At 62.5% G+C, this 24,583-nt stretch carries 16 protein-coding genes; 7 read left to right on the top strand and 9 right to left on the bottom strand.

Features of this window, described 5'->3' with window-relative positions; all coding sequences use genetic code 11:
- The 3 genes from rsgA to GE027_RS01870 all read right to left on the bottom strand — a co-directional run bounded on the left by rsgA (window position 1) and on the right by GE027_RS01870 (window position 6,323).
- Window positions 1–1,152, bottom strand: coding sequence for a ribosome small subunit-dependent GTPase A (gene rsgA, locus GE027_RS01880; RefSeq protein WP_153555479.1), 1,152 nt, complete (start codon window positions 1,150–1,152; stop codon window positions 1–3).
- Complete coding sequence (ftsH, locus tag GE027_RS01875) at window positions 1,152–3,239, bottom strand: ATP-dependent zinc metalloprotease FtsH (protein ID WP_153555478.1); 2,088 nt, start codon at window positions 3,237–3,239, stop codon at window positions 1,152–1,154. Before ftsH ends, rsgA begins: the two co-directional genes overlap by 1 nt.
- 168 nt (window positions 3,240–3,407) lie before the next feature.
- Window positions 3,408–6,323 (bottom strand): ATP-dependent DNA helicase RecQ, encoded by a 2,916-nt coding sequence (locus GE027_RS01870; RefSeq protein WP_153555477.1) that lies wholly within the window; start codon window positions 6,321–6,323, stop codon window positions 3,408–3,410.
- Between the two features lie 112 nt (window positions 6,324–6,435).
- Here GE027_RS01870 and GE027_RS01865 point away from each other — a divergent pair, with 112 nt between their 5' ends.
- The 3 genes from GE027_RS01865 (at window position 6,436) to GE027_RS22990 (ending at window position 9,474) form a co-directional block, all read left to right on the top strand.
- A complete protein-coding gene (locus GE027_RS01865; protein ID WP_153555476.1) occupies window positions 6,436–7,212 on the top strand; it encodes a 2-phosphosulfolactate phosphatase in 777 nt (258 codons plus the stop codon).
- A gap of 433 nt (window positions 7,213–7,645) precedes the next feature.
- A complete protein-coding gene (locus GE027_RS01855) occupies window positions 7,646–8,551 on the top strand; it encodes a hypothetical protein (RefSeq protein WP_153555474.1) in 906 nt (301 codons plus the stop codon).
- 188 nt (window positions 8,552–8,739) lie between these two features.
- Window positions 8,740–9,474, top strand: coding sequence for a thioredoxin family protein (locus GE027_RS22990; protein ID WP_153555473.1), 735 nt, complete (start codon window positions 8,740–8,742; stop codon window positions 9,472–9,474).
- Window positions 9,475–10,627: 1,153 nt separating this feature from the next.
- On the opposite strand, the gene GE027_RS01845 is transcribed toward GE027_RS22990, so the two are convergent.
- The 6 genes from GE027_RS01845 to hpf all read right to left on the bottom strand — a co-directional run bounded on the left by GE027_RS01845 (window position 10,628) and on the right by hpf (window position 16,268).
- Window positions 10,628–12,232 carry an Rne/Rng family ribonuclease gene (locus tag GE027_RS01845; RefSeq protein WP_153555472.1) on the bottom strand — a complete coding sequence of 535 codons (1,605 nt, stop codon included), beginning with the start codon at window positions 12,230–12,232 and terminating at the stop codon, window positions 10,628–10,630.
- A complete protein-coding gene (locus GE027_RS01840; protein ID WP_153555471.1) occupies window positions 12,171–12,923 on the bottom strand; it encodes a TIGR03936 family radical SAM-associated protein in 753 nt (250 codons plus the stop codon). Before GE027_RS01840 ends, GE027_RS01845 begins: the two co-directional genes overlap by 62 nt.
- Window positions 12,920–14,665 (bottom strand): phosphoenolpyruvate--protein phosphotransferase, encoded by a 1,746-nt coding sequence (gene ptsP, locus GE027_RS01835; protein ID WP_153555470.1) that lies wholly within the window; start codon window positions 14,663–14,665, stop codon window positions 12,920–12,922. The genes GE027_RS01840 and ptsP overlap by 4 nt, the downstream gene beginning before the upstream one ends.
- Before the next feature lie 388 nt (window positions 14,666–15,053).
- Window positions 15,054–15,341, bottom strand: coding sequence for an HPr family phosphocarrier protein (locus GE027_RS01830; protein ID WP_153555469.1), 288 nt, complete (start codon window positions 15,339–15,341; stop codon window positions 15,054–15,056).
- 4 nt (window positions 15,342–15,345) lie between these two features.
- Window positions 15,346–15,819, bottom strand: coding sequence for a PTS sugar transporter subunit IIA (locus tag GE027_RS01825; protein ID WP_153555468.1), 474 nt, complete (start codon window positions 15,817–15,819; stop codon window positions 15,346–15,348).
- Between the two features lie 104 nt (window positions 15,820–15,923).
- Complete coding sequence (hpf, locus tag GE027_RS01820; protein ID WP_153555467.1) at window positions 15,924–16,268, bottom strand: ribosome hibernation-promoting factor, HPF/YfiA family; 345 nt, start codon at window positions 16,266–16,268, stop codon at window positions 15,924–15,926.
- 406 nt (window positions 16,269–16,674) lie between these two features.
- Here hpf and GE027_RS01815 point away from each other — a divergent pair, with 406 nt between their 5' ends.
- The 4 genes from GE027_RS01815 to polA all read left to right on the top strand — a co-directional run bounded on the left by GE027_RS01815 (window position 16,675) and on the right by polA (window position 24,070).
- Window positions 16,675–19,179, top strand: coding sequence for a serine/threonine-protein kinase (locus GE027_RS01815; protein ID WP_162006535.1), 2,505 nt, complete (start codon window positions 16,675–16,677; stop codon window positions 19,177–19,179).
- Between the two features lie 272 nt (window positions 19,180–19,451).
- Window positions 19,452–20,606: a hypothetical protein gene (locus GE027_RS01810; RefSeq protein ID WP_153555465.1), complete on the top strand. Its 1,155-nt coding sequence runs from the start codon at window positions 19,452–19,454 to the stop codon at window positions 20,604–20,606.
- 248 nt (window positions 20,607–20,854) lie between these two features.
- On the top strand, window positions 20,855–21,076 hold the full coding sequence (locus GE027_RS01805; protein WP_153555464.1) for a hypothetical protein: 222 nt from the start codon (window positions 20,855–20,857) through the stop codon (window positions 21,074–21,076).
- Window positions 21,077–21,250: 174 nt separating this feature from the next.
- Entirely contained in the window at window positions 21,251–24,070 is a 2,820-nt protein-coding gene (gene polA / locus GE027_RS01800; protein WP_153555463.1) for a DNA polymerase I, read from the top strand.
- Window positions 24,071–24,583: the final 513 nt, after the last annotated feature.

Here is a 24,583-nt window from a genome sequence, read left to right as displayed (position 1 = left end):
TCAGGGTTCCAGGTCCGCGACGATCTGGCAGTAAGCGTCATAGCGCCGCGCGTCGATGCGGCCGTCGGCCACCGCGTCCTTGACCGCGCAGTCGTGTTCATTGATGTGCCGACAATCGGGAAAACGGCACCCATCGACGTAGGGTCGCAAATCGCGCATCAACCCGCCGACTTCGCTGGCCGTAATGTCCCACAGTTGAAACTGGCGGATTCCCGGGGTGTCGACCACAAAACCGCCACACTCCAGCGGAATTAATTGGGCGGCGGTTGTGGTGTGTTTGCCCTTGTCGTTCTCGTGGCTGACCTGACCGACGCGCAGGCCCAGTCCCGGTTCGATCGCGTTCAGCAGACTGCTTTTGCCCACGCCGCTCTGGCCGGCCACGACGGTCTGGCTGTTTTGAACCAGTGCCTGCAAGAAGTCGATTCCCTGGCCGGTTTCGGCCGACGTCAGCAGCGCTCGATAACCCAGTTGGGCATACACGCCCAGCATCGGCTGGAGGACCGCGGTATCGACCAGGTCGGCCTTGTTGATGCAGACCACCGGTTGAATGTCGAACTGTTCGGCGGTCAGCAGAAAGCGATCGATCAAGTTGGGTTTCAGCGCCGGCTGGACGGCGCTGGCAACGATCAACAGGTAATCGCAGTTCGCCACGATCACGTGCTGGCGGCCCTTGCTGGTGCGAGACAGTTGGGTGCGACGAGGTTCGATGCGTTCGATCATCCCCGCACTCTCGCCATCGGTCCGGATGGCCACCCGGTCGCCGGCGACGACCACGTGTCGCTGGTCGGTCGAAAGCGATTTGAGCAATTGCCGCACGGCGCATTCGACCACCTGGCCCTGGTCGGTCATGACTCGGCTTTGCAACCCATGGACGCTCAGCACGCGTCCCATCACCAGCGACTCGTCCACGTCCAGGTGAACGTTCAGGCCGGCCGCGTCTTCGGGTGCGGCGGTGGCACCGATGATGGTGCGGTGGCGTGTCAGTTCGCCTTTGCCACTGACGCGTTCGTTCTGCACCAGGTCTTCGATGGAATGCCCATCGCCCTGTTTAAACTCACGCGTCAGATCGCTGTTACGAACCCGACCCTGATGCTTCTTGCGAAACTCCGCGCGGACCTTACGCTGGTCCTTGCCTCGCTTCTTGCCAGCCATCAGTGCCCTGCGTCTTCGCGGTTGACGGCCGGGTCTTCGCGATTGACGGCCGGGTCTTCACGATTGACGGCCGGGCCCGGACTGTGTTCCGAGGCGCTTTCGGGCGCCAACACGGTTTCGGGCTTCACTTTGCCATTTTCTTCGCGCTGGCGAGCTTGAATGGACAGACCAAGGATCTCGGTCAATTCCGCTTCGCTCAATTCTTCGCGTTCCAGCAGCGCCCGTGAGACGGCTTCGAGTTGATCGCGGTGTTTGGTCAGCAGATCCTGTGCGGCCTTGTCGGCTTCGGTCAAGATCTTGTGGACTTCCTCGTCGATCATTTCCTGCGTGTGTTCACTGAACGTTCGGGACTTGTGCATCTCGCGGCCCAGGAACGGATCGTCGTCGGACATCTTGTAACTGACCGGCCCCAGTTTCTCGCTCATCCCCCAGTGGGTCACCATCCGGCGGGCGATATTACTGGCGCGTTCCAGATCGTTTTCCGCTCCCACGGTCATCTCGCCGTAGACCAACTGTTCGGCCGCTCGGCCGCCCAGCAGGACGATCAATTGGTGCTCCAGTTCGTGCTTGGAGATACTCAGCCGATCCTCCGACGGGATGTACTGGGTGACGCCCAGGGCACGGCCGCGAGGGATAATCGTCACCTTGTGGACGATGTTCGCGCCGTCCAGATGCCACGCCGTCAGGGTGTGGCCGGCTTCGTGGTAGGCGGTTTTTTCTTTCTCCGATTCCTGCAGTACCTCTTCGCGCTTGGCACCCATCAGGATCTTGTCACGAGCGTATTCGAAATCGCTCATGTCCACGGCTTTCTTGTTGCCACGGGCGGCCCACAGGGCGGCTTCGTTGACCATGTTGCGGATATCGGCGCCGGTCAGACCCACCGTCCCGGCCGCCAAGCGATGCAGGTCGACATCCTCGGCCAACGGGACGTCGCGAACGTGGACCTTGAAGATCTCTTCGCGGCCTTTCAGGGTGGGGCGGCCCACGGTGACGTGCCGGTCGAAACGGCCGGGGCGCAGCAGGGCCGGGTCCAGGACGTCCGGACGGTTGGTCGCGGCGATCACGATCACTGCCTGGCTGGGGCTGAAACCGTCCATCTCGCTGAGGATCTGGTTCAGGGTCTGTTCCCGTTCGTCGTGCCCGCCACCGAGGCCGGCGCCACGCTGGCGACCCACCGCATCGATTTCGTCGATGAAGATAATCGCCGGACTGGATTCCTTGGCCGTGCGGAACAGATCGCGGACGCGGCTGGCACCGACGCCGACGAACATCTGGATGAATTCCGAACCGTTAACCGAAAAATAGGGCACTTCGGCCTCGCCTGCGACCGCGCGAGCCAAGAGGGTCTTGCCCGTTCCCGGCGGACCATTCAGCAGCACACCCTTGGGAACGCGGCCGCCGAGTTTCTGGAATTTCTCGGGGCTTTTGAGGAAGTCGACGATTTCCTGCAGGTCCGCTTTGACGCCTTCCAGGCCGGCCACGTCCTTAAAGGTGATGGCCTGTTCGGATTTCTCAAACCGTTTGGCGGGACTTTTGCTGAAGCCCGACAGGAAACCGCCTCCCATCATCTCGCCGCGACTACGCCGCAGGGTGTAGATGAAAAAGCCGATGATCACCAGCGGCAACGCCAGGATCATGATGAACGAGAGGATGTCGTAGGTGTTGTCCTTGGGGATCCCCTCGACGTGCACCCCTTTGCTGAGCAGTTCATCCTTCAGTTCGGTGATCGAGCCGTCATCGGGCAACCGTTCAAAGCGAAACTCTTTCAGCAGCGGCTTGGGTTGGTCGCCCTCTGCGGCCGTATCGGCGTCGGCGGCCGGAGCCCCGGGTTCGGATTCGGGCAGCGGAGGGGTTTTGAAGCGGCCCAGCACATAAGTGGTGCCGATTTGGACCGATTCGATGTTGCCGCGAGCCAATTCTTTGGAGAAGAAACTGTAGCTGATCTGCGACCGGGGGGTCCCGCGATTGAAGTACATGATCGCCAGGACCGAAGCGAAGACCAGCAGCAACAACAGCGCATTATTGCCCCGTCGACCTCCGCCACCGCCCTCTTCGCCATTGCGTCGTTTTTCCGGGGTGTTCTCCATTACAGCGTTCTCGCGGCTCCAAAAAAAGGCATTTAGTTCGTCGGGGGGCTGATTTGCGGAGCAGGCTCGTTCATCAGCGTGGCGGTGTTTACCGCCGATTGTAACGGGGTTCTTGCGACCTGGCTAACCGCGGTCCCACACGGCACGGGACGGCGGGACACAATGCCGCTACCGAGCTCGCCGGGCGATTTCTAACAACTGAGGATCCATGTCTTCGAGCGCGGTCGCACCCCCTTCGCCGGACGGGTCCTGCCGGCTCTGCAAGGCTTCACGCTGGGCTTCGTCGGCCACCCAGTGCAGGTGCAGCGGACGACCGGCATCGCCGGCGGCCAACAAATCCGCCAGGATCGTGGACTCGCTGACACGACGGATCTGAGCCACGTCTTGCATACTGTAGCCGTCGGAAAAGAGCCGCCAAGTCCAATAGAAATCCGGCTGCGGCGACGCGGAAGGCCCGCCAGCAGCGGCGGCCGGCGCGGAGGCGTCGGCCGGAGCCGAGGGGGCCGCGGGCGGGGCCTGCGGATCGGCGGGCGGGGCGGGGCCGGTCGCCGCGGGCGGGGCCTGCGGATCGGCGGTAGTGGCTTCTGGCGTCTCGGCCGAGCTGTCCGGATCGCTGGTCACCGCCGCGATCATCTCGACGATATCGTAACCGAACTGCTCGATCGTCGCCGGTCCGATGCCCTTGATTGCGGCCAGTTGTTCGGTGTCCGTCGGTCGCTCCGTGGCGACGCGTTCCATCGTGGCATTGGACAGCACGCGGAAGGCGGGGATGCCCAGGGCCGCGGTGACCTTGCGGCGCCAACTCTTCAATTTCGCCAGCACCTCCGGGTGTGGGGCCGCACCACCGCCGTCGGACGCCGAACCGCCGGATTGTTCGCCCGGCTCGTCGGCTTCGGCGATATCCCTTTGGGGCATGTCGCCCGACTCGTGCGCCGCGGCGCACGCGGCCAACCGCTTGGCCAGCGGAAAGGGCAATCGCAGGGACGGCGGGACGATGGCCTGGCCCTTCATGACCTCCTGGCCCAGGGGGCTCAGCCGAATCGTCGGCCGCCGTTCGTCCACCTCGATCTGCTCGGCCAGCCCGGCGTCGCAGATCACGTCCAGCACCTCGCTGACCTGATTCTGCTTCAAACCGCTCAGCATCCCGTAGGTGCTCAAGCGATTCAGCTTCCACTGCTGCATCTTTTTGTTCTGCGAACCGCACAGCATTTGGGCGACCATCAGTTTGCCGAATCGCCCGTGCATCCGCGCCAGTCCGCTCAGCGCGATGCGGATGCCGCGGGTCAGGAATTCTTTGTTGACGCCTTGGATGTCGACGCCACTGCTGAGTTTGCGATCGGTTGTCGCGGCTCCGCCGGCGAGGGGCGATTGCCCGGGGCGGCACAGGTCGCAATTGCCGCAGCGCTGGGCGTTGGGATCGCCAAAGTAATCCAAAATCGCTAGTTGCCGGCAGCGACCGTTGCGGGCGAAGGACACCACGGCTTCCAGTTTCTCGTATTCCGCCGCCTTGCGCCGGGCGAGTTCATCGAAATCGATCTCCAGCTCTTCAAACGGCAGGTCGCGTCGCAGGAAGTGCACCGCCCGGCCGCGAAACGGCGGCACGTAATCAAAGGCTTGCAGGCGAGTTAATTCGCGCAGCGACCGCGCCAGTTGTTCCCGTTCCAACCCGGCGATCTCGGCCAGCCGGTTGGGCCGAACGTAGACGTCTTCGTGGCGACGCGAGCCCACTACTTTCTCGCAAGCGGCCATCACCTTGCGGCGGATCTTGGCTTCGCGCGGCAGCAGGTCCTGCAACGTGGGAAGATTGCTGTCGAGCCGGATGATGGCGTGATTGGCGCTGCTGTCCAGGCGTTTGAGGACGCCGGCTCGAGCCAACAGCGCCTCGGCGGTGCCCACCGATTCGGCCGAAATCTTTCCACCCAGGGCCTCTTTGACCTGCAGCAAAGTTAATTCGATGGGGTCTTCCGGACGCGACAGCAGGTACCGATAAACGTCCCGCACCGTTTCCTCGCTGGGATAACGGTTCTCGATAAAAAATTCTTGGACGTAGCGATCGGAGTAGGCGAAGAACAAGCGACATTCGCTGGGCAGACCATCGCGGCCGGCGCGGCCCGCCTCCTGGTAGTAGGCCTCCAGGCTGCCCGGCATGTTGTAGTGGATGACGTAGCGCAGGTCCGATTTGTCGATGCCCATCCCGAACGCATTGGTGGCCACGATCGCCGACAATTCGCCGCTCATGAACGCCTCTTGGACGTCCTGGCGTTGTTGGCCGTCCAGGCCGGCGTGGTACACGCCGACGCGGCGCCCGAGTCGTTCGGGAAGCCACTCGGCCAGTTCTTCGCAGCGCCGCCGAGTCGCCGCGTAGATGATGCCCGAGCCCTCCTGTTGTTTCAGGTAAGCCAGCACCGCGTCGTCTTTTTCGCGGTCCCCTTTGGTGTGCGTAACGCCGAAGTACAGGTTTTCGCGGGCGAATCCGGTGACAAAGCAACGCGGCTGGCGCATCTGTAGCAACGACTGGATGTCGTCGCGGACCGTGGGGGTGGCCGTGGCGGTCAGGGCGATGGTTTGAACGTTGTTCAGATACCGCTCGCGAAAGCCGCCCAGCCGGGCATAATCGGGACGAAAGTCATGTCCCCATTCACTGATGCAGTGAGCCTCGTCGACGGCCAACAGCGACACGTTGGCCGTTCGCACCGCGTCCTGGAAGTGCCGGTTTCGCAGCCGTTCCGGCGCGACGTACACCATCGCATAGCGGCCCTCGGCCATATTCCGCATCACGTCGGCCTGTTCGCCGCCGGACAGCGTACTGTTCAGCAGGGCGGCCGGAATGCCCCGCTGCTTCAGGGCGTCGACCTGATCCTTCATCAGCGCGATCAACGGCGAAACGACCAGCGTCGTGCCTTCCTTGATCACACTGGGCAACTGATAACACAGGCTCTTGCCGCCACCGGTGGGCATCACGCACAATACGTCCTGGCCTTCCAGCACCGTGTCCACGACCTCCTCCTGACCGGGGCGAAAGCTGGACAGGCCGAAGCGAGCGAGGTACGTCGATGCTGACGGAAGCGTGGAAGGCCGCGACATAAGTCCGTTTGCCGATGGGAAAAAAACGAGGAACCGTGAGTTTTAATCTAACGGTTTCCGACAAGCCCTGGGAGTGCAAGCGGTACCCCCTTTTGATCCGCCGAGCCGACGTATGCGATTGACCGTCTCTTTTTTACCCAGCCATCGCCTGCCTGTGGGGCTGGACCCGGCCGCCGCGACCGCCATCGTGGTGGATGTCCTGCGAGCCACCAGCGTGATGTCGGCGGCTTTGGCCAGCGGCGCACGGCGGTTTGTGACCTTCGAAAGCGTCGAAGCGGCTCGGCAGTGGGCCGCGGGCGAAGCGGACCACCGCCAGCGTCCGTTGTTGTGCGGCGAACGCCACTGCCAGCCCATCGACGGATTCGACCTGGGCAATTCGCCAGCGGAATACACCGTGTCGAAGGTCCAGAACCGTACCTTGGCCATGACCACCACCAACGGCACCCGGGCCCTCGCCGCGGCAGCGAATTTCCAGCACGTCGTTGCCGCTTCGTTCTTGAACCTCTCCGCGGTCGCGCAGCGGATCCGCGACCGGACGGCAGTGCATGTGCTGTGTGCGGGGACCGACGGAGCGATCACGGGGGAAGATGTCCTGTTGGCCGGAGCGTTGGCCGCCCGCTGCCGCGACCGTCAGGGAGCCACGCTGGAGAACGACGAAGCCCGCTTGGCCGCCGAGCTGTGGAGGGCCGGTTGTGGAAGCGCGACCGGCGGCGAGCTGGCTGAACGGGTCGCCGAGCGGCTGGCCGATTCGCAGGGCGGACGCAACCTGCAACGCGTCGGGATGGGCGACGACATCCGCCGCTGTAGTCAAGTGGACAGCGTCGCCGTCGTGCCCACGGTGATCGCTCGAGAACCGATCATGCTGAGTGAAGAAGAGTCGCTTGCCTGAACCCGCGCGTTCCAGGGGAGCTGAGCTCGCCAGAGATTGGATCGTTGCGGCGAGCAGGTCCGGTGACGACACGGGGCCCGGCCAACTGTGCCGCCCGGCGGGCTAACAAGTGGCCTCGGGCTTCCAGCCTGTAAGGGTTCGTGCTCCTACTCCTACTCCTACTCCTACTCCTACTCCTACTCCTACTCCTACTCCTACTCCTACTCCTACTCCTACTCCTACTCCTACTCGTACTCGTGCTCGTGCTCGAAACCCCGCGCGTACTCATGCGGTAGCCCAAGACTGCCGTAGCCCCGAACCGCCAAGCGAATCGAGTACCGCTAACGCTGAGTACGAGTACCGCTAACGCTGAGTGCGAGAGGGAAAGGGGGTATACTGCGTTTTTCACGCAGGCCTTGAGGTTTCCTGACTCTTCTGGCGGAGGTGACGAGCGATGGTGGGATGGCAAAACGGATGGTGGACCGCGGTGTTGCTCGTAGCGACCTTGGCTTCGATCGGTTGTTTCGAGGAGTCGGTGGTCGTCAAAGTCAATCGCGATGGCAGCGGCGTGATCCACGTTCGCAGCTACCAGCAGAAAACGAAACTGTTCAGCTTCGGTTCCGCTGACTCGTCGGAATCGTCAAAGGACGAAGAGGACGAAACGGTTCCGCCTCCACCGGACGCAAAGCTGCAACGCGTCGCTAAGGCGCTCGGTCCGGGGGTTCGTGTACAGCAGGCCGTCAGCAAGACCAACGCCCACGGTTGGAAAGGGTTTGAAGTCGTCTTTGCTTTCGATGACATCGACCACGTGGTCCTCCACGACGAACTGTTGGAGCTGGGTGATGACGACGAAGAGGAGGACGAAGCAGAGGCGAAAGCGAACGACAATACGACCAAGTGGCTGGCCGATACCCGTTTCCGCTTGCAGGACGACCGCTTGGTGATTTTGCAGAGACCCAGCCAGAAAAGCCCAGCCGGTGAGTCGGCCGACCGCGAACCGCCGGCGACGACCGATCCGTTTGCCGAAGCGTCCAAAAGCGGGCCGGCCGGACCGATCATGTCCGAAGCGATGCTGCAATCCATGGCGGCTGCCCTCAAGGATGCTCGCGTCGGCGTCTTCGTGGAACTGGAAGGCGGCATTGCCGATACCGACGCTCGTTACTATTCCGACCAACAGGTCACACTGCTGAAAGCGGAATTGGGGCCGCTGCTGAAGCAACCCAAGGCTTTGGAGCAGATGAAACGGATCGAAGACCTGCCCGCCGCGCAGTTTCGGGCCGAGCTGCAGGAGTTGGTCGAGGAGATCGACGGATTGGAGGTCGATACCAACCCCGAAATCTCCGTGGGATTCGCCTCCTAAGCAGGCCACGAGATGTTTTTAGACATGACTCTCTCTGCCGGGAGAGTCTGGCGCTCAGGCCCGGCGAGGGGCTTCGTGCGGCAACGAGCGATCTTGCGTTCGTGGCGTTCCTTTCGTTAGGAGGAAAGCGATACGGTGCTGAAGATGGCTTCGGCGCGCGAGCAAGACACGTACGCTGAAGTAATTTTATGCCCGTTTTATCGTTTGGCCGCACCGCGGTCCTGTGTGGTGCGTTGGCCGCTGCGAGTGGCTGCAAAGGTCCGGGCGGATTGGCGTGGTGGCAGAGACCGGGCGGCGACGACGAACAAAGACTGGCGCAGGCCGATGCAGGCTCCGAGTCGGCTCCGGAAGCGGACGGGCCTGGTGCGGTCGGGCCTGGTGCGGTCGGGCCTGGTGCGGACGGCCCTGGAGCGGACGGCCCTGGAGCGGACGGGCGATCGGAGTACGCACTGGCCGCTGCCAAAGTCGCGCAACCGGGAACCGAGACCGCTTCCGGCGAACCGTCGCCCGGCGAATCCGCTGCGGTACAGTATCGGTTTGACGCCGATGGCGAGGAATCCACCGGTTTTGTGCAGCCGGCCTCTGCCCAGATTTCCGCCGCGTCCACCCTGGTCACGCTGAACAAAGGTCAGGCTCTGAGCGAAGTTCTGGGCGACGCTCCGGGACCCGTCCTGGTCGACTTCTACGCCGATTGGTGCGGGCCGTGCAAAGTTCAGGGAAAGATTTTGGACGAGTTGATCGCCAGCGGCGAAGGAGCGCCGCTGCACGTCGTCAAAATCAATTTCGACGAACACCCCAAGCTGGCCAAGCAGATGGGCGTCAAACGCCTGCCCACCTTACTCGTGCTGGAACAAGGCGAGGTCGTCAAACGGCAGACCGGCGCGATGTCCAAAGACGATCTGCTGCAGTGGGTCGCAAACTAATTCTCCTCCAGTGGCATAGGCTTCCAGCCTGTGAAGAACCCTGTGGCATAGGCTTCCAGCCTGTGAAGAACTCTGTGGCATAGGCTTCCAGCCTGTGTAGAACAGCCACGCCAGTGGCGACATGTGGTAGCCCCAGGCGCGAGCCTGGGGTGCGGGCGGCCCACATGCCGCGCAAGTCCCAGGGGGACGACATAGACTTCCGCGGCCGCCCCGTCATGTCGCCCTACCAGGGCTTTGTGGTTTCAATTTCGGCGTTTCCCCGGGCTGGCGCCCGGGGCTACCACATGCCATCGCACTGCGATTCCGGCGGCGTTTCCCCGGACTCGCGCTTTGGGGCTACCACACTCAATCGCTCTGCGATTCCGGCAGTCCTGTTCTCGGCGGGGACAGCCGAGCTACTCTGTGGCATCGGCTTCCAGCCTGTGAGGAACAGCCACCCCAGTGGCGACATGCGGTAGCTACCGCCAGCCACGGAGTGGCGACATGTGGTAGCCCCAGACGCGAGCCTGGGGTGCCGGCTCACATGCCTCGCAAGTCCCAGGGGGACGACATGAAATTCCGCGGCCGCCCCGTCATATCGCCCTGCCAGGGCTTTGTGATTTCAATTTCGGCGTTTCCCCGGGCTGGCGCCCGGGGCTACCACATGCCATCGCTCCGCGATTCCGGCAGTCCTGTTCTCGGCGGGGACAGCCGAGCTACTCTGTGGCATCGGCTTCCAGCCTGTGAAGGACAGCCACGCAGCCACGGAGTGGCGACATGTGGTAGCCCCAGGCGCGAGCCTGGGGTGCGGGCTCACATGCCACGCAAGTCCCAGGGGGACGACATGAAATTCCGCGGCCGTCCCGTCATGTCGCCCAGCCAGGGCTTCGTGGTTTAAATCGGGCGTTTCCCCGGGCTGGCGCCCGGGGCTACCACATGCCATCGCTCTGCGATTCCGGCAGCGTTTCCCCGGGCTCGCGCTTTGGGGCTAACACACTCAATCGCTCTGCGGTTCCGCCGGCGTTTCCCCGGGCTTGCGCTTTGGGGCTACCACACTCAATCGCTTGCGCGATTCCGCCAGTCTCGTTCTCGGCTGGGACAGCCGAGCTACTCTGTGGCGACATGCGGTAGCCCCAGACGCTGAGCCTGGGGTGGCGGCTCCACCACCTCTCACTCAGCTGTCGATTTCGACCTTTTCACCGCGCTCGTCGCGGCAGTCCAGTTCCAGGTGTTCGGGGTACAAACCCTCGCTGCCCAGGATCTGCACGGTCATCTTGCCGCGATCTTCCATGTCGGCAATCTCGCGGCGTTTGTTGTTGTTGATGGCCGCGGCGACCGCGTCGTTGACGCGCACCGTAACCCGCGCGATGTGCTCGTTGCGGCAGGCCAGCGACAGCATGCGAATCACTTCGATGCTCATGCTCTCCGCCTTCTTGACCACGCCGCGGCCTTCGCAGCAGGGGCAGTCCTGATAGATGCTGCGTTTGAGGCTGGGGCGGATCCGTTGGCGGGTCATTTCGACCAGGCCGAACGGGCTGGTACGCAAGATTTTGGTGCGGCCGCGATCTTTGGCCATCGCGTCGCGGAGGGTGTTTTCGACTTTGCGACGATGCGATTCTTTGCGCATGTCGATGAAGTCGTTGACGATCACGCCGCCCAGGTCGCGCAGTCGTAGCTGCCGCGCGATCTCTTTGGCCGCCGCGATATTTAGGCGGAAGGCGTTGTCTTCGGCGGATTTCTCGCCGCGGAAACTGCCGCTGTTGACGTCGATGGCCACCAACGCTTCGGTGGGATCGATCACGATCGATCCGCCACCGGGCAGGGGCACGTGACGCTGATTGATTCGAGCGATTTCCTCTTCCAGGTGGTACTTGTGGAACAGCGGCTCGCTGTCCTCGTAGTATTTCAGGTGGTCGGTGAACCGAGGCATCACCTGTTTGAGGAAGTCGCGGGCTTTCTCGTAGGCTTCCTTTTCATCGATATAGATCGCGTCGATGTCGCCGCTGAAGATATCGCGAATGGTCTTGATGATCATGTCGCTTTCTTCGTAGATCACGCCCGGTTGGTCGGTTTCCTTCAGGCGGCGAACGATCGAGCTCCACAATCGCAGCAGGTAATCCAGGTCGCGGGAGAGTTCTTTTTCGGAACGTTCGGCGCCGGCGGTGCGGACGATGAATCCCAGACCTTTGGGCGGATCGCAGTTGAGCATGCAGCGGCGCAGGCGTTTGCGATCGTCTTCGTCTTCGATCTTGCGGCTCACCCCCACCCGGCCCAGAGCCGGCATCAGAACCAGGTAGCGGCCGGGGATGCTGATGTAGGTGCTCAGCGTCGGTCCTTTGGTGCCGATGCCTTCTTTGATGACCTGCACCAGGACTTCGTCGCCGCGTTTGAAGATTTCCTGGATGGGCGGTTTGTTGCGCGGCCGGCCGCCTTTGAAGGCTTGCTTGTTGCCGCGTCCGGTCTCGCGGGCCCGCTGGGCGGCTTTCTGCGCCAGTTCGTCCGACTCGCGCATCACCTCTTCGGGATCGTATCCACCTTGGCGGAAATATTGAGGTTCGACGTCGCTGATGTGCAGGAAGCCGTTGCGGCCGACACCAAAGTCGACGAAGGCGGCTTGGATACTGGGTTCCAGGTTGACGATCTTGCCGCGGTAGATATTGCCGGCGTAGGTCTCTTGGCTGGCGCGTTCGATGTACAGTTCGTCTAGTCGGCCATTTTCAAGAATCGCAATGCGACTCTCTTCCGGTTGGGCGACATTGATCAACATCTCTTTTTTCATGAGTCATTCCTAATTGGACACAGTGTTCGGGTCCGAGTGTATGTTCGAGTTCGACGCGGGTACGCACGATGTATGCACCCGCTTCGAGCAGTGAGTTGAGGCCCATCGCCGACAGCACGTCGGTGGGCTTGAGGTCCGCTTTGTCGCTAGCGGACATAACCATCTTCAGCTGCGCATCGTCGATGTTCAGTTCATCGATTTGCGATGCGGCATCGATCGTGATTGTTTTGTTCTTGCGCGTGACGCTCAGGGTTTGCACCTGCCGCATCTTCGCGATCGCCGCTTCGACGTCCGCCCTCGGGAAGCCCTCGGGAATCGGGACGCTGTAGTGGCTGCGTTTCAGCCTGGCTTTGGGCAGCCCCTCGGGCACCTGAGCGACGCTCAAGATGCGCAGGCCCGGTTGATCGTCAGCGGCCAGCCGATCAAGCAGTTCGGCGGCGGAGATCGCTTCGGCCAAATCGATTTCCACCACCTCGTCGTGGCCTTCGATCCCCAGTGCCAGGGCCGACGGAAAGCCGATGCGTGGCTTGGGATGAAAGCCTTCGGTCAACGACAACTCCAGCCGAGAGCGGCGCAGCAGCCGCTCCCACAGACGGGCCAGGTCGCGGTGGCTGATCCACCGCAGCAGGTCGGTTTTGGCAAAGCGGATCTGAAAACGGATCCGCAGCGGTTCGGTGGAGGTATCGTTCATCGCAGGATCAGCTCCGGAACGAGTTCGCGAAGCCGATCGGCCAAATAAATATCGACCTCGCGGGCCGATTCCAAAGTCATGGCCCGCTCGGCAATCTCTTCACATTCTTGAATCGAGACCGTGCGGATGGCTTTCTTGACCTTGGGCAGAGCGTTGGGCGGCACGCTTAGACTGCGGACGCCCAGGCCGATCAGCAACAAGGCCCTCGCCGGACGGCTGCTCATTTCGCCGCACACGGCCACCGGCACCTTGGCCGCATTGGCGACCTTGACCGAGTGGTCGATCAACCGCAGCACGGCCGGGTCGCTGGACTGATACAGATCGGCGACGTATTCGTTGCTGCGGTCGACCGCCAGGGTGTACTGCACCAAATCATTGGTTCCGATGCTGAAAAAGTCCACTTCTTTGGCGAACCGATCCAGCGTCAAAACCGCTGCCGGCACCTCGACCATCATGCCGATCGGGATGTCCCGGCGATGGGGGATGCCTTCTTCGGAAAGATCCTCGGCCACGACATTGACCAACATCCGCGCCTGCCGCAGCTCGCTGAGCGTGCTGATCAGGGGGAACATCATCCACACGTCGCCGTGAACGGCCGCCCGCAGGACCGCCCGCAATTGCGGACGGAACAGGTCCTGGTTTTTCAGCGACAGACGGATGCTTCGCAAACCCAGAAAGGGGTTGTGTTCGTTGTCGGCCAGCGGTCGATGGCCCATCTTGTCCGCGCCCAGGTCCAGCGTGCGGATCACGACCGGTCGATCGCCAATGGCGCGAACAACCTGGCTGTACGCCTGGTAGTGGTCCTCCTCGCTGGGCTCCTGTTCGCTGGACAGGTACAGAAACTCGGTGCGGTACAAGCCGATCCCGTCGGCGCCGCGTTCCAGGCACGAGGCGACCTCGTGAGGGAATTCGATGTTCGCATTCAACCGGATCCGTGTGCCGTCGATGGTGTCGGCCGGTTGGTCGCGGAGTTCCTCCAGCCGCCGCGCGAAGACGCGTTGGCGTTCCTGGCCCGTGCGATAGCGCTTCAGCGTTTCCTCGTCGGGGTCGAGGATCAAGCAACCGTGATCGCCATCGACAATCACCTGCGTCGCTTCGCCAACGCGGTCCAGGAATTCGCCGATCCCGACCACCGCCGGCATCTCCAGGCCCTTGGCAACGATCGCCGTATGGCCTCCAGGGCCGCCGGTTTCGGTGCAGAAGCCTTTGACGAAGTGGCGGTCCAGGTTGGCCGTTTCGCTGGGCGTCAGGTTGTGACTGAGGATGATGACTTCCTCGGTCAGGTTATGCAGCGGGTTGGAGGTGACCGCGCCGAGAGCCAGCAGCAATTGTTTTTCGATGTCCAGCACGTCGTCGGCGCGCTCGGCCAACAGCGAGCTCTTCAGCCGCCGCATGGCGTCGGCGTAATTGTGCAGGACCTGGCTGACCGCATAGGCGGCCGATTGCTGGTGATCGGTGATGCGGCGGCGCAGTTCGGCCGAGAGCCGCGGATCGTGCAGCATTTGCAGCTGGGCGGCGAAGATGTCACCGGTCTGGTTGCCCAGTTTGGCCGACGTCTGCAGCCGGTTCTCTTCCAGAGAGCGCGAGACGGCATCGACGGCATGTTGCAGACGATCGTATTCGTCGGCAACATCCGCGGCGGCGATATAGCACCTGGGAATGCTGTAGCCATCGGGATCCAGCACTAAGGCCGGACCGATTGCCACACCAGGTGAGACAGGGATACCGTGCAGTTCGAGCATCGTGCCCCGACCTCGTCCGCGCCGCTTTGTCGGCCACCGGCAGACTCAGACCCGGGGGTCGGAGGCCGCGTAGGATGGCCGGTAAACCAGCGTTTCGACAGGTTCGGATTCATCTATGGGATGTGCGATTAGGATTGGAAAATGCCGCCCGGCCTCGGTCTCCGGATCCCGAGCCCATTGCCGCTCGCCCACCAGGGCGAGGATCAGCGGGAACCATCGAGTCACCGGAAACCGTGCGCAGCCGCCGCAAACCCGAGGCGGCGACGCAGCGGCGATCCTGTTAACAGCGGCAATCGATCCCGCGCGCTGCGGGTCCGATCCAGCCTGCTGCCGGATGACCGATGGGTCAGGCGAGACCGCCGACCGCGCTGGGTGTCAGCGACTGGGCCTAGGCTTCCTCCAATTCGTAAAAACCGTCTTCAAACAGTTGTTGGATGGCCGCAGCGGCGAGGGGCGCATCGGCACCTTCAACTGTCACGGTCAATTCGGTGCCCTGTTCGGCACCGAGCGTCATCAGCGAAAAGACGCTGGCGCAGTCGGCCTGTTCGCTGTCCTTTTGCAACAGAATCGTCGCTTCAAACTGCCCGGCCGCTTCGACCAACGTGTTGATCGCGCGCAGGTGCAGACCCTTGGGGTTGCGCACGATGACGGTGAAGCAGAAAGGCGATGCGTTCATGGGATTAAACGAAGTGATTATTATCGGCTTCGTTCAGCAGTTGCTGGATATCGTCGGGCGTCTTGCTCTGCTTGAGGAACCGGCAAAACGCATCATCACGCAGCTGCCGCGAGATGTTCTCCAGAGCCCGCAAGTGGTCGCCCGGTCGTTCCGGCGGGCTGACCAACAGGAAGAACAACTGGACCTTCTCGCCGTCGAGGCTGTTGAAATCGACGCCGTCGACGCTGATGCCGACGGTACCTACCAGTTTATCAACACTGGGGTGTTTGGTGTGAGGAACGGCTACCCCGCGGCCGATTCCCGTGCTGCCCAGCTCCTCGCGCTTCATGATCGCGGCGATGATGTCTTCCTGCTCGTCGGCGTTGATGTCGCCGGCATCGAGCAGCGACTGGACCAGCTCGCGGATCACCGCCTCCTTGGATTCGGACTCGAGGTCGGCCCGGATCGCTTTGGTGCTAATAAAATCAGAGAATTTCATGTCGGTACTTCCATAGGGTTGAACATCAGGAGCGACTGCCGCAGCGGCCCTCCCTACCACCGTCCCGGTGCCGTCCAAAGCGGGGCACGGCGGAGCGGAATGATTTATTCTTCGTCGGCCGTCGGCGTGGGATCCAGATGTTTCAGTCCGGTCGCCCGGTGGCCGGTACGTTTTTCTTTGATCCGGCGGATCTGTTGTTCGATTTTGGGCAGCACTAAATCCAGTGCGCCGATCACGGTGGAGGCTTGGGCCGAAGCCACACAGTCGTCGACGTGCTCGGCCGAAACCTTGACCTCGACCTCGGGTTTGTCCAGGTTCTGCATGTCGACCGTGACGATGATCGCGTTGATCCGATCAAAGAAACGTCTCAGCTTTTCCACCTTTTGCTCGATCAACGCTTGGTCGCCAGCTTGAAGATCGCCGTGTCGTGCGGAAACGCTTAACTGCATGGACTTAACTCACGGAAGAAAGGTCACGGAAAGAGGACAGCATACAAAACAAATGCATCCTGCGTAACGCGGGATTCTATCGCCGCCCGAGCCGTTTTCCTAGTCCGGCTGGGCGGTCGCCCGGGGGAACGGGTCCGCCCTGCAGGGGGTGAGCGGCGGCGGGCGGCAGCCAAAACCCCGCCAAATCGTACCCGATCGTCCCCCTTCGCGGCGGTGAGTGCCGGGGCAAATCCGCAGAATTCCCTTCCGTCCCTACCGAAAATGCGGCCACATCCGGTGGTTTGACGACGCCCGAGGCCGCGGCAACAATCAGTCAAACTCTTTTCAGGGCGTCTCGACGTAGCGCTGCTTGCCAGCGTTCTCGCGCCGATCCCAGGCCCTTTCGCCTTTGCCGAGGAATGGTTCGGTGTCCGAAAAATCGCAAATCCATCTCGATGCCCGCGGGCCCGAGATCGGCAACTCCGACCAACGACGGACCACCGGCGGAAACTTTCTGGCCACGATCCTCGACAATCCCGCGGTTTTGGAAGAGCTGGAGGCGGTCGGCAGTACCCGACAAACGATCACGATCGATGCGACGGCCGCGCAGCTGGCTCCGCTGCCTCCGGTCGCCGGCGGGTTTAAGGAAACGCTCGAGGCGCCCACCGCACCGGGGACCGCTTCGGAACCGGATTCGGGCCCCTTCCCGCTGCCCGCCAGCGTTCATCTGCCCCTTCGGCCCGTGGTCAGCCAGGGCCAACGTAGCGGTCCGGACAGCGACTACCGCCTGGTGGGCGTGCTGGGCCACGGCGGCACGGCCGTCGTGTATCAAGCCCACCAGCGGGCGGTCGACCGCGAGGTGGCGGTCAAGGTCCTCCGCGACGAACTCGCTGGCGATGCTTCGGCACAGCAACGCTTCATCGCCGAAGCGCAGACCGTCGGTGGACTGGACCATCCCAACGTGATCGCCCTGCACGAACTGGCCCACACCGAAGATGGACGGCTGTTCTACAGCATGAAACGGATCGACGGGACGAGCTGGGCGGAGGTGCTGGCCGAACGCTCGCTGGAAGAAAACCTCTCGACGCTGCTGCGCGTCGCCGATGCGGTTCGCTATGCCCACTCCCGGGGCTTGTTGCACCGTGACATCAAACCCGAAAACGTGATGTTGGGCCGCTTCGGTGAAGTGCTGGTGGCCGACTGGGGGCTGGCCCTGTCCTATTCGGGACCCCAGACCAAGGAGCAAACGCAATCGATCGGCGGAACGCCCGCCTACATGGCGCCCGAACAGGCGGCCGGTTCGATCACCGATCTCGGCCGTCACACCGACGTCTATCTGCTGGGGGCAGTGCTGTTTCAAATCCTGACCGGTGAGCCGCCGCATCACGGCGAGACGCTGGTCGCCTGCATCCGCGCTGCGGCCCAGAACGTCATTCGCCCCACTCGCGTGACCGGTGAATTGATGGACATCGCCCGTCGAGCCATGCAGCGGCGACCCTCCAAACGCTTTGAAAGCGTCGACGCCTTCCAGCAAGCTCTCCGCGGGTTTCAAGATCATCAGGAAAGCGTCCGCTTGGTAGACCGGGCCCGGCAGTGCGCCGACAAGGCCGCCGCCACCGAGGGTTACGATAAATACGGGTTGGCGATCAGTCTGTTGAACGAGGCCCTGGAGGTTTCGCCCGGCAACCGCCGCGCCCAGGCCCTGCTCAGCAGCCTGCGCGTGGAATTCGCCCGCCGGGCCATCGATCAAGGCGATTACGACCTGGCCCTCAGCCTGCTGGATTCGGCCGGCGAGGGCGATTCGGAACTGGCCTATCGAGTTCGCAAGCGGCGGTCCAGTCGGCAGCAAAAGGTCGAGCGCGAAGCTCGCCTGCAAATGCTCTTCTCCCACTCCGCCGACGCCGTGTTGCTGACCCGCTTGGACGATGGAACGATTCTGGAAACCAACGAGGTCTTTCTGCGCCGGTTCGGTTTCCAGCTGGATCAGATCGTGGGCAAACGGGTGATCGACCTGGGACTGTGGGTCTGCCAGCAGCGGCGAGCGGCGTTCCTCGAAGAACTCCAGCGACGTGGCCGGATCGATAATTTCGAAGCCCGCTTCTATGCCAGCGATTCGCGCGTGATCGATGTGCTGATCTCCGGTCGCACCATGGTTCAAGATGGCAAGCGGATGCTGGTGACGAACCTCCGCGATGTGACGCAGCGAAAACTGGCCGAGGATGAACTGAAACGCAGCCGCCAGCGGCTGAGGGAGTTCACTCGCCTGGCCGGACTGGGAACCTGGGAATTCGACGTCGCAACCCAGCAGGTCCGCTGGAACAGTCAACTGTATACCCTGACCGGCGTCTCGCGCGACGAGCAAGCGCCCAGCCTGGAAGTCTTTCTGGAAACGGTTCATCCCCAGGATCGCCAACGGTTGCAGCGACAGATCGAACACGCCATGCAGACCGGCCAACCCTATGAGGTGCAGTCCCGGCATCGCTTGCCCAGCGGTGAGTACCGGACGGTGATCTCGCGCGGTCAACCCATTCGCGACGACGATGGCAAAGTGGTCGAGATCTACGGGACCCTGCACGACATCACCAAACAGTCGACCGAGGTCCAGCGAGCCAGGGCCCAGACCAACGCCATGCAGCAGTTGATCGATTGCTCGCCGGAGTTGCTCTGTGCCGTCGATCCCGACGGCACCGTTCTGGCCGCCTCCGGTGCCCTGGCCCGGCAGCTGGAGACCACGGCCGAGCAGCTGTGCAGCGGTTGGCGGTTCGAAACCCAACAGCCCTACGACCACGACGCGTCCTCCCCTCAGGACGTCCAGGGGCGGCTGCGACATCCCCAGCGTCCGGCCATGGCCTGGCAGTCGATCCGGCTGCACCCCACCGACGACCCCTCCACCCACATCGCTCGCTGGGATGCCGCCGCCGCCGCACCCTGACCGCCGCCTGGTTCGGGCGGCTGTCTGGTTCGGGTCGCCGCGTTGTCTCGAGCTCGGTGGCCTTCTTTGCTCCCGGGTGTCAACGTTTTTTCCACCGCTGCGTTTTCACTGGGCGGCGCAATCCGAACGCGTTTTCGTTGCGTTTTTGGTTTTTCCACCGCTAGCCCTTCGGCGAATGCGGCGGGAGTGATAGCGTGTGAACGTGGCGGGTCGCTCTCGATGTCGACACCGCAGTGTGTGCTTGCGATCTCGATGTGTAAAAAGGATTTACCTTGGCGGATACTCCCAACTCCGAAATCTACGAAGACGTTGACGATTTTGCCGACGCCCCCAACGATCTGGCCTCCGGCGAACTGGCTTCCGGCGATCTGGCCTCCGGCGACCCCGTCGCCGGCGAGGAAGCGGTCGACGCCGAACGTCATCAGTTCGTCGATCACTTCGATGCCGAACCGCCCCTGACAGAGGGCGACAGTCCGGTGGCCGAAGCCGGCGCGGTGGGCGAGGTGGTGAGCGCGGAGACGGCCGAAGTCGACGCGGCCGAGTCGGGGGCGGCCGAAGTCGACGCGGCCGAGTCGGGGGCGGAAGATGCTGCGGGCCAGCTGGACGCCACGGGTGAGGACGCGACCGCTTTTGACGACGCCAGCGAACCGTTCGTGGGCCAGTGGCAGCGGTTGGTCAGTTCCACCAACTGGGAGAAGGGACGCATCATCGGCCAGTGGCGAGGGGCTCTGATCGAAGCCGGTGCCCATCCCACCGAGTACTCCGACGAAGCCTGGGCACGGCGTGCCGGCGGCGTGACCGCGCCCCACGTGGGACGGCTGCGCCGCGTCTACGATCGCTTCGGCAAGGAACACGAAAGCTATCCGGGCTTGTACTGGAGCCATTTCCTGGCGGCCCTGGACTGGGACGACGCGCCGATGTGGCTCGAAGGCGCGGTCCGCAGTGGCTGGAGTGTTTCCCAGCTCCGCGAACAACGCTGGCAGGCCACCGGTGGCGACCCCAAGGCCCAGCCGCAGGCGGCCGAAGTCGTGGACGTCGATCTGGACGAAGATGTCGTGATGCCGGCGCAGGGTGGTGGCGGCCGTGGCGAGTTCGACGACAAGGAACCCGCCGGCGTGTCGGCCGGACCGGACTACGAAGGACCGGATTTTGGTGACGAGGATGATATCTCCGGCGCCCGCGGCTGCGATCCCGCCGGGGCGGCCTTGGCCGAACCCGAACCGCCCCAGGACGAAGCCCCGCAGGCGGACTTGATCCAGCCGTTTCGTAATCTGCCGGAATTGCCCGAAGACCTGAACGACGCGGTGGAGTCGCTGAAGCTGGCGATCCTGCGGCACAAGGCGACCCAGTGGGAAGCGGTCAAGGCCGAAGACGTGGTCCGTTACCTGGTCGGCCTGCGGATGTTGGTCGAAGCCCGAGCCGAGTAAGGCCCGTGCTCCAGCGAGCCCCATGCTGTATGGATGTCGCGGTGGATAACCGGCAAACTTTTCAAATTCAACTCAACCGTTCCCGGTGGACCTTCCGATACCGTGATTGACGGGCTTTCCACCGGCAGCTTGCGGTGGAAACGGTTGAGGAGGATGGTGGACGCGGATTTTACCCCTTGGCTTCTCGCCAGGGATTCCGTATTTGCGTTCTCCTCGCGATCAGAAATGCACTGACGGATGATCCAATTATGAGTTCAAGTCGCCTACGACTTTTTCGTCCTGAACCACCTCGCAGTTCCGAACCCACCATCAATCTCAGCGTGGCCCAGTTGGTCCCGTTGTTGGTCGATGCCTACCAAACCGATCGTGTCTGGTTGAACGATTTTGGGGACGAACCGGTGCGGGTGACCTCGGACTTGTACGAGATCCTGTTGGCCTACCAACAGCTGCGCCGCAGCGATGCGGCCTAGATCGCACCGAGCCTAGCGGCCGCAGGCTCGGGGGCAGCGGACGGGGCAACACTTGGGGCAGCGTGGGGCATTTTCAAGCACACGTGGAACGCTCGATCGGGCGTCGACTTCCCTGGCCACTCACCTACAATGCCGCCTTACAGGATCTGTAGGCTATTGAAGGTTGAGTGAGCGATGAGTGCATCCGATTCTAATGCGACGGCGGGCAATCTGCTGGATTCTCAGCGACGGCTGTTCTTGCTCGACGGGATGGCGTTGATTTATCGCGCCCACTTTGCCCTGATTCGCAGTCCTCGCTATACCGCCGGCGGGCTTTGTACCTCCGCCGTGTTTGGCATGATCAACATGCTGAACGATCTGATCAAACGCGAAGAGCCGAATTACCTGGCCGTCGCGTTCGATACCAGCGAGCCCACGCAGCGGCATATCGAGTTCCCGGAGTACAAGGCCCAGCGGGACGCGATGCCCGAGGACCTCAGCGTCCAGCTGCCCTACATCGATCGCTTGATGCAGGCCTACAACATTCCCACGATCCGCATCCCCGGCTACGAAGCGGACGATGTGATCGGGACGCTGGCGCGGCAGGCCAGCGGGCAAGGGTTCGAAACCTGGATGGTCACGCCCGACAAGGACTACGACCAATTGGTTTCGGAACACGTTTGGATCTATCGCCCGGGACGCAAGGGCAGCAGCTTCGAACGGATCGGCGTGGCCGAAGTGCTGGAGAAATGGGGAATCGAGCGGATCGACCAGGTGATCGACGTGCTGGGCTTGATGGGAGACACCAGCGATAACATTCCCGGTGTGCCGGGGATCGGTCCCAAGACCGCCCAGAAATTGATCGAACGCTTCGGTACGGTCGAGGAACTGCTGGCCAATACCGACCAGTTAAAAGGCAAGCAGCGGGAACGCGTCGAAGAGAACGCCGAACAAGCCCGCTTGTCCAAACGGCTGGTGACCATCCAGTTGGACGTGCCCCACGACATCGAACTGGAAAGTTTGAAGTGGAATGGTCTCGACGACGCGGCGCTCAAAACGCTGTGCATGGAGCTGGAATTCGAAACGCTGGGCAAGCGGATGTTCGGCAAGTCGTTTTCCAGCAAAGCGAATCGAGCCGAAAATCGCCGCAGCAAACGCGAACAGGAGATCCAGGCTTCGTTGTTCGACGAGCCGGTGGTCGAGAAAACCATCCGCGACGTCGATCACGACTATGTGTTGGTCGACGACGAGGCGGGCAGAAAGAAGCTGCTGAAAGAGTTGTTAAAACAGCAGACGATCTGCTTCGATACCGAAACGACGGACCTCGATCCGCGGGTGGCCGAACCGCTGGGATTGGCATTTGCCTTCGCGCCCCACCAAGCCTTCTACGTGGCCTGCCCCCGAAACCGCGAACAGGCCCGCGAAGTGCTCGAACAGTTTCGGCCCGTTCTTGAAAATCCCCAGATCCGCAAAGTCGGTCACAACCTCAAGTACGACATCACGCTGCTGAAGTGGCACGGCATCCGGGTGGCCGGTGACCTGTTCGATACGATGCTGGCCCACTCGATGAAAGAACCCGAGATGCGGCACGGCCTGGATTACCTGGCCAAGGTGTACCTGGGCTACGCGCCGATTCCCACCTCGGACCTATTGGGGCCCCGCGGCGAAGAGCAACGCAACATGGCCGATGTGCCGGTCGAGGACGTCGCCGAGTACGCTTGCGAAGACGCCGACGTCACCCTGCAGGTCGCACAGGTGATTGAACCGGAGCTGGATCGGCTGGGGATCAGCCAGGTCTGCTATGAAGTCGAGTTTCCACTGGTTCCGGTGCTGGTCGATATGGAACACGAAGGAATTCGGCTGGACACCGACGCCTTGGCCGACTTCGCGGATGTGCTGAACCGCGACATCGACCAGCTGCGTGAGGACATCTTCGAAGCCGCCGGACGCGAGTTCAATATCGACTCGCCCAAGCAGCTGGGCGTTGTGCTGTACGACGAACTGAAAGTGGAAGCGAACCCCAAGAAGACGGCCACCGGACAATACTCCACACGCGAAGCCGAACTGGAGCGATTGTCCAGCCGTCACCCGATCATCGGCAACGTCCTGGAGTACCGGAACGCGGTGAAATTAAAATCGACCTACGTCGATACGTTGCCGACGTACGTCGATCCCGAAACCGGCCGCGTGCACACGCATTATTCTCAGTCCTGGACGGCGACCGGGCGGATGCAGTCGAACAATCCCAACCTGCAGACCATCCCGATTCGCAAGAGCCGCGGCAAGGGAATCCGTGCGGCCTTTGTCGCCCGCGATGACGACCATCTGTTGCTCTCGGCCGACTACTCGCAGATCGAGCTGCGGATTATGGCGGAGCTGAGCCGCGACGAGGCGATGATGGAAGCGTTTCAGGCCGAGACCGACATCCATACGGTCACTGCGGCGAAAGTCTACAAGGTCGACCTGGAAGACGTAACGCGTGAGATGCGCGACAAGGCCAAGACGGTGAACTTCGGGATCATCTACGGCATTTCGGGCTTCGGTCTGCAGCAGCGGCTGAACATCCCGCGGGAGGAAGCCAACGAGCTGATCGAGAACTACTTTGAAAAGTATCCCGGCGTTCAGCAGTACATCGACCGCACGATCGCCTACGCCAAAGAGCACGGGTATGTGAAGACATTGACCGGGCGGCGCCGCTACCTGCGCGATATTAATTCCAACAGCCGCACCGTGGCCAATACGGCCGAACGACTGGCGATGAATAGCCCGATTCAGGGCACCGCGGCGGACATGTTGAAGCTGGCCCTGATCAAGGTGCACCGCACGCTCGATGAAGGCGGCTTCCGCACCAAGATGCTGTTGTCGGTCCACGACGAAATCGTCTTCGACATGCCCAAGGACGAGCAGGCGGAGGTGATGCCAGCGATCGAACAGGCGATGAAGACCGCGATGCCCATGAGCGTCCCCATCGTCGTCGAAATGGGCACCGGCAAAAACTGGCTGGAAGCCCACTGACGCAGCCGCAAAACGCTCCTGAGCCGTTTGGGCGATAGCCCCGGTTCTGCCTTCTGTGCCCCCCTGAGCCGTTTGGGCGATAGCCCCGGTGCTGCCCCCCTGTGCCTCCCTGAGCCGTTTGGGCGATAGCCCCGGTTCTGCCCCCTGTGCCTCCCTGAGCCGCTTGGGCGATAGCTCCGGTTCTGCCCCCTGTGCCTCCCTGAGCCGTTTGGGCGATAGCCCCGGTTCTGCCCCCCTGTGCCTCCCTGAGCCGTTTGGGCGATAGCCCCGGTTTCTCCCCTCTCCCCCGCTGCGCCGCGAGCGTCAGCGAGTGAAGCAGTGGTGGGAGAGGGGCCGGGGGTGAGGGGGCTCGGGTGTAAAGGAATGACTGTTTGCGTACGCCTTTCCGATTCGCGCACGGTATCGAAAGACGGAAGTGCTGCTGCTCTGCTGGTCCCCCCTCACCCCCAACCCCTCTCCCCCGAAGCCTGACTCGCTTAGGCTCGCCAGGCTTCGGGGGAGAGGGGAGTAAAC

This window comes from Roseimaritima sediminicola, from assembly GCF_009618275.1.
In the GTDB taxonomy this organism is placed as follows: Bacteria; Planctomycetota; Planctomycetia; order Pirellulales; family Pirellulaceae; genus Roseimaritima; species Roseimaritima sediminicola.
Note: the sequence above shows the minus strand (reverse complement) of the source record. Positions and strands in the feature narration are given on the sequence as shown.

Coding starts and splice junctions, on each gene's coding strand:
- hpf (WP_153555467.1), bottom strand. CDS start 16,268: ATGCAGTTAAGCGTTTCCGCACGACACGGCGATCTTCAAGCTGGCGAC.
- polA (WP_153555463.1), top strand. CDS start 21,251: ATGAGTGCATCCGATTCTAATGCGACGGCGGGCAATCTGCTGGATTCT.
- GE027_RS01830 (WP_153555469.1), bottom strand. CDS start 15,341: ATGAACGCATCGCCTTTCTGCTTCACCGTCATCGTGCGCAACCCCAAG.
- GE027_RS01855 (WP_153555474.1), top strand. CDS start 7,646: ATGGTGGGATGGCAAAACGGATGGTGGACCGCGGTGTTGCTCGTAGCG.
- ftsH (WP_153555478.1), bottom strand. CDS start 3,239: ATGGAGAACACCCCGGAAAAACGACGCAATGGCGAAGAGGGCGGTGGC.
- GE027_RS01870 (WP_153555477.1), bottom strand. CDS start 6,323: ATGTCGCGGCCTTCCACGCTTCCGTCAGCATCGACGTACCTCGCTCGC.
- rsgA (WP_153555479.1), bottom strand. CDS start 1,152: ATGGCTGGCAAGAAGCGAGGCAAGGACCAGCGTAAGGTCCGCGCGGAG.
- GE027_RS01845 (WP_153555472.1), bottom strand. CDS start 12,232: ATGAAAAAAGAGATGTTGATCAATGTCGCCCAACCGGAAGAGAGTCGC.
- GE027_RS22990 (WP_153555473.1), top strand. CDS start 8,740: ATGCCCGTTTTATCGTTTGGCCGCACCGCGGTCCTGTGTGGTGCGTTG.
- GE027_RS01805 (WP_153555464.1), top strand. CDS start 20,855: ATGAGTTCAAGTCGCCTACGACTTTTTCGTCCTGAACCACCTCGCAGT.
- GE027_RS01825 (WP_153555468.1), bottom strand. CDS start 15,819: ATGAAATTCTCTGATTTTATTAGCACCAAAGCGATCCGGGCCGACCTC.
- ptsP (WP_153555470.1), bottom strand. CDS start 14,665: ATGCTCGAACTGCACGGTATCCCTGTCTCACCTGGTGTGGCAATCGGT.
- GE027_RS01865 (WP_153555476.1), top strand. CDS start 6,436: ATGCGATTGACCGTCTCTTTTTTACCCAGCCATCGCCTGCCTGTGGGG.
- GE027_RS01840 (WP_153555471.1), bottom strand. CDS start 12,923: ATGAACGATACCTCCACCGAACCGCTGCGGATCCGTTTTCAGATCCGC.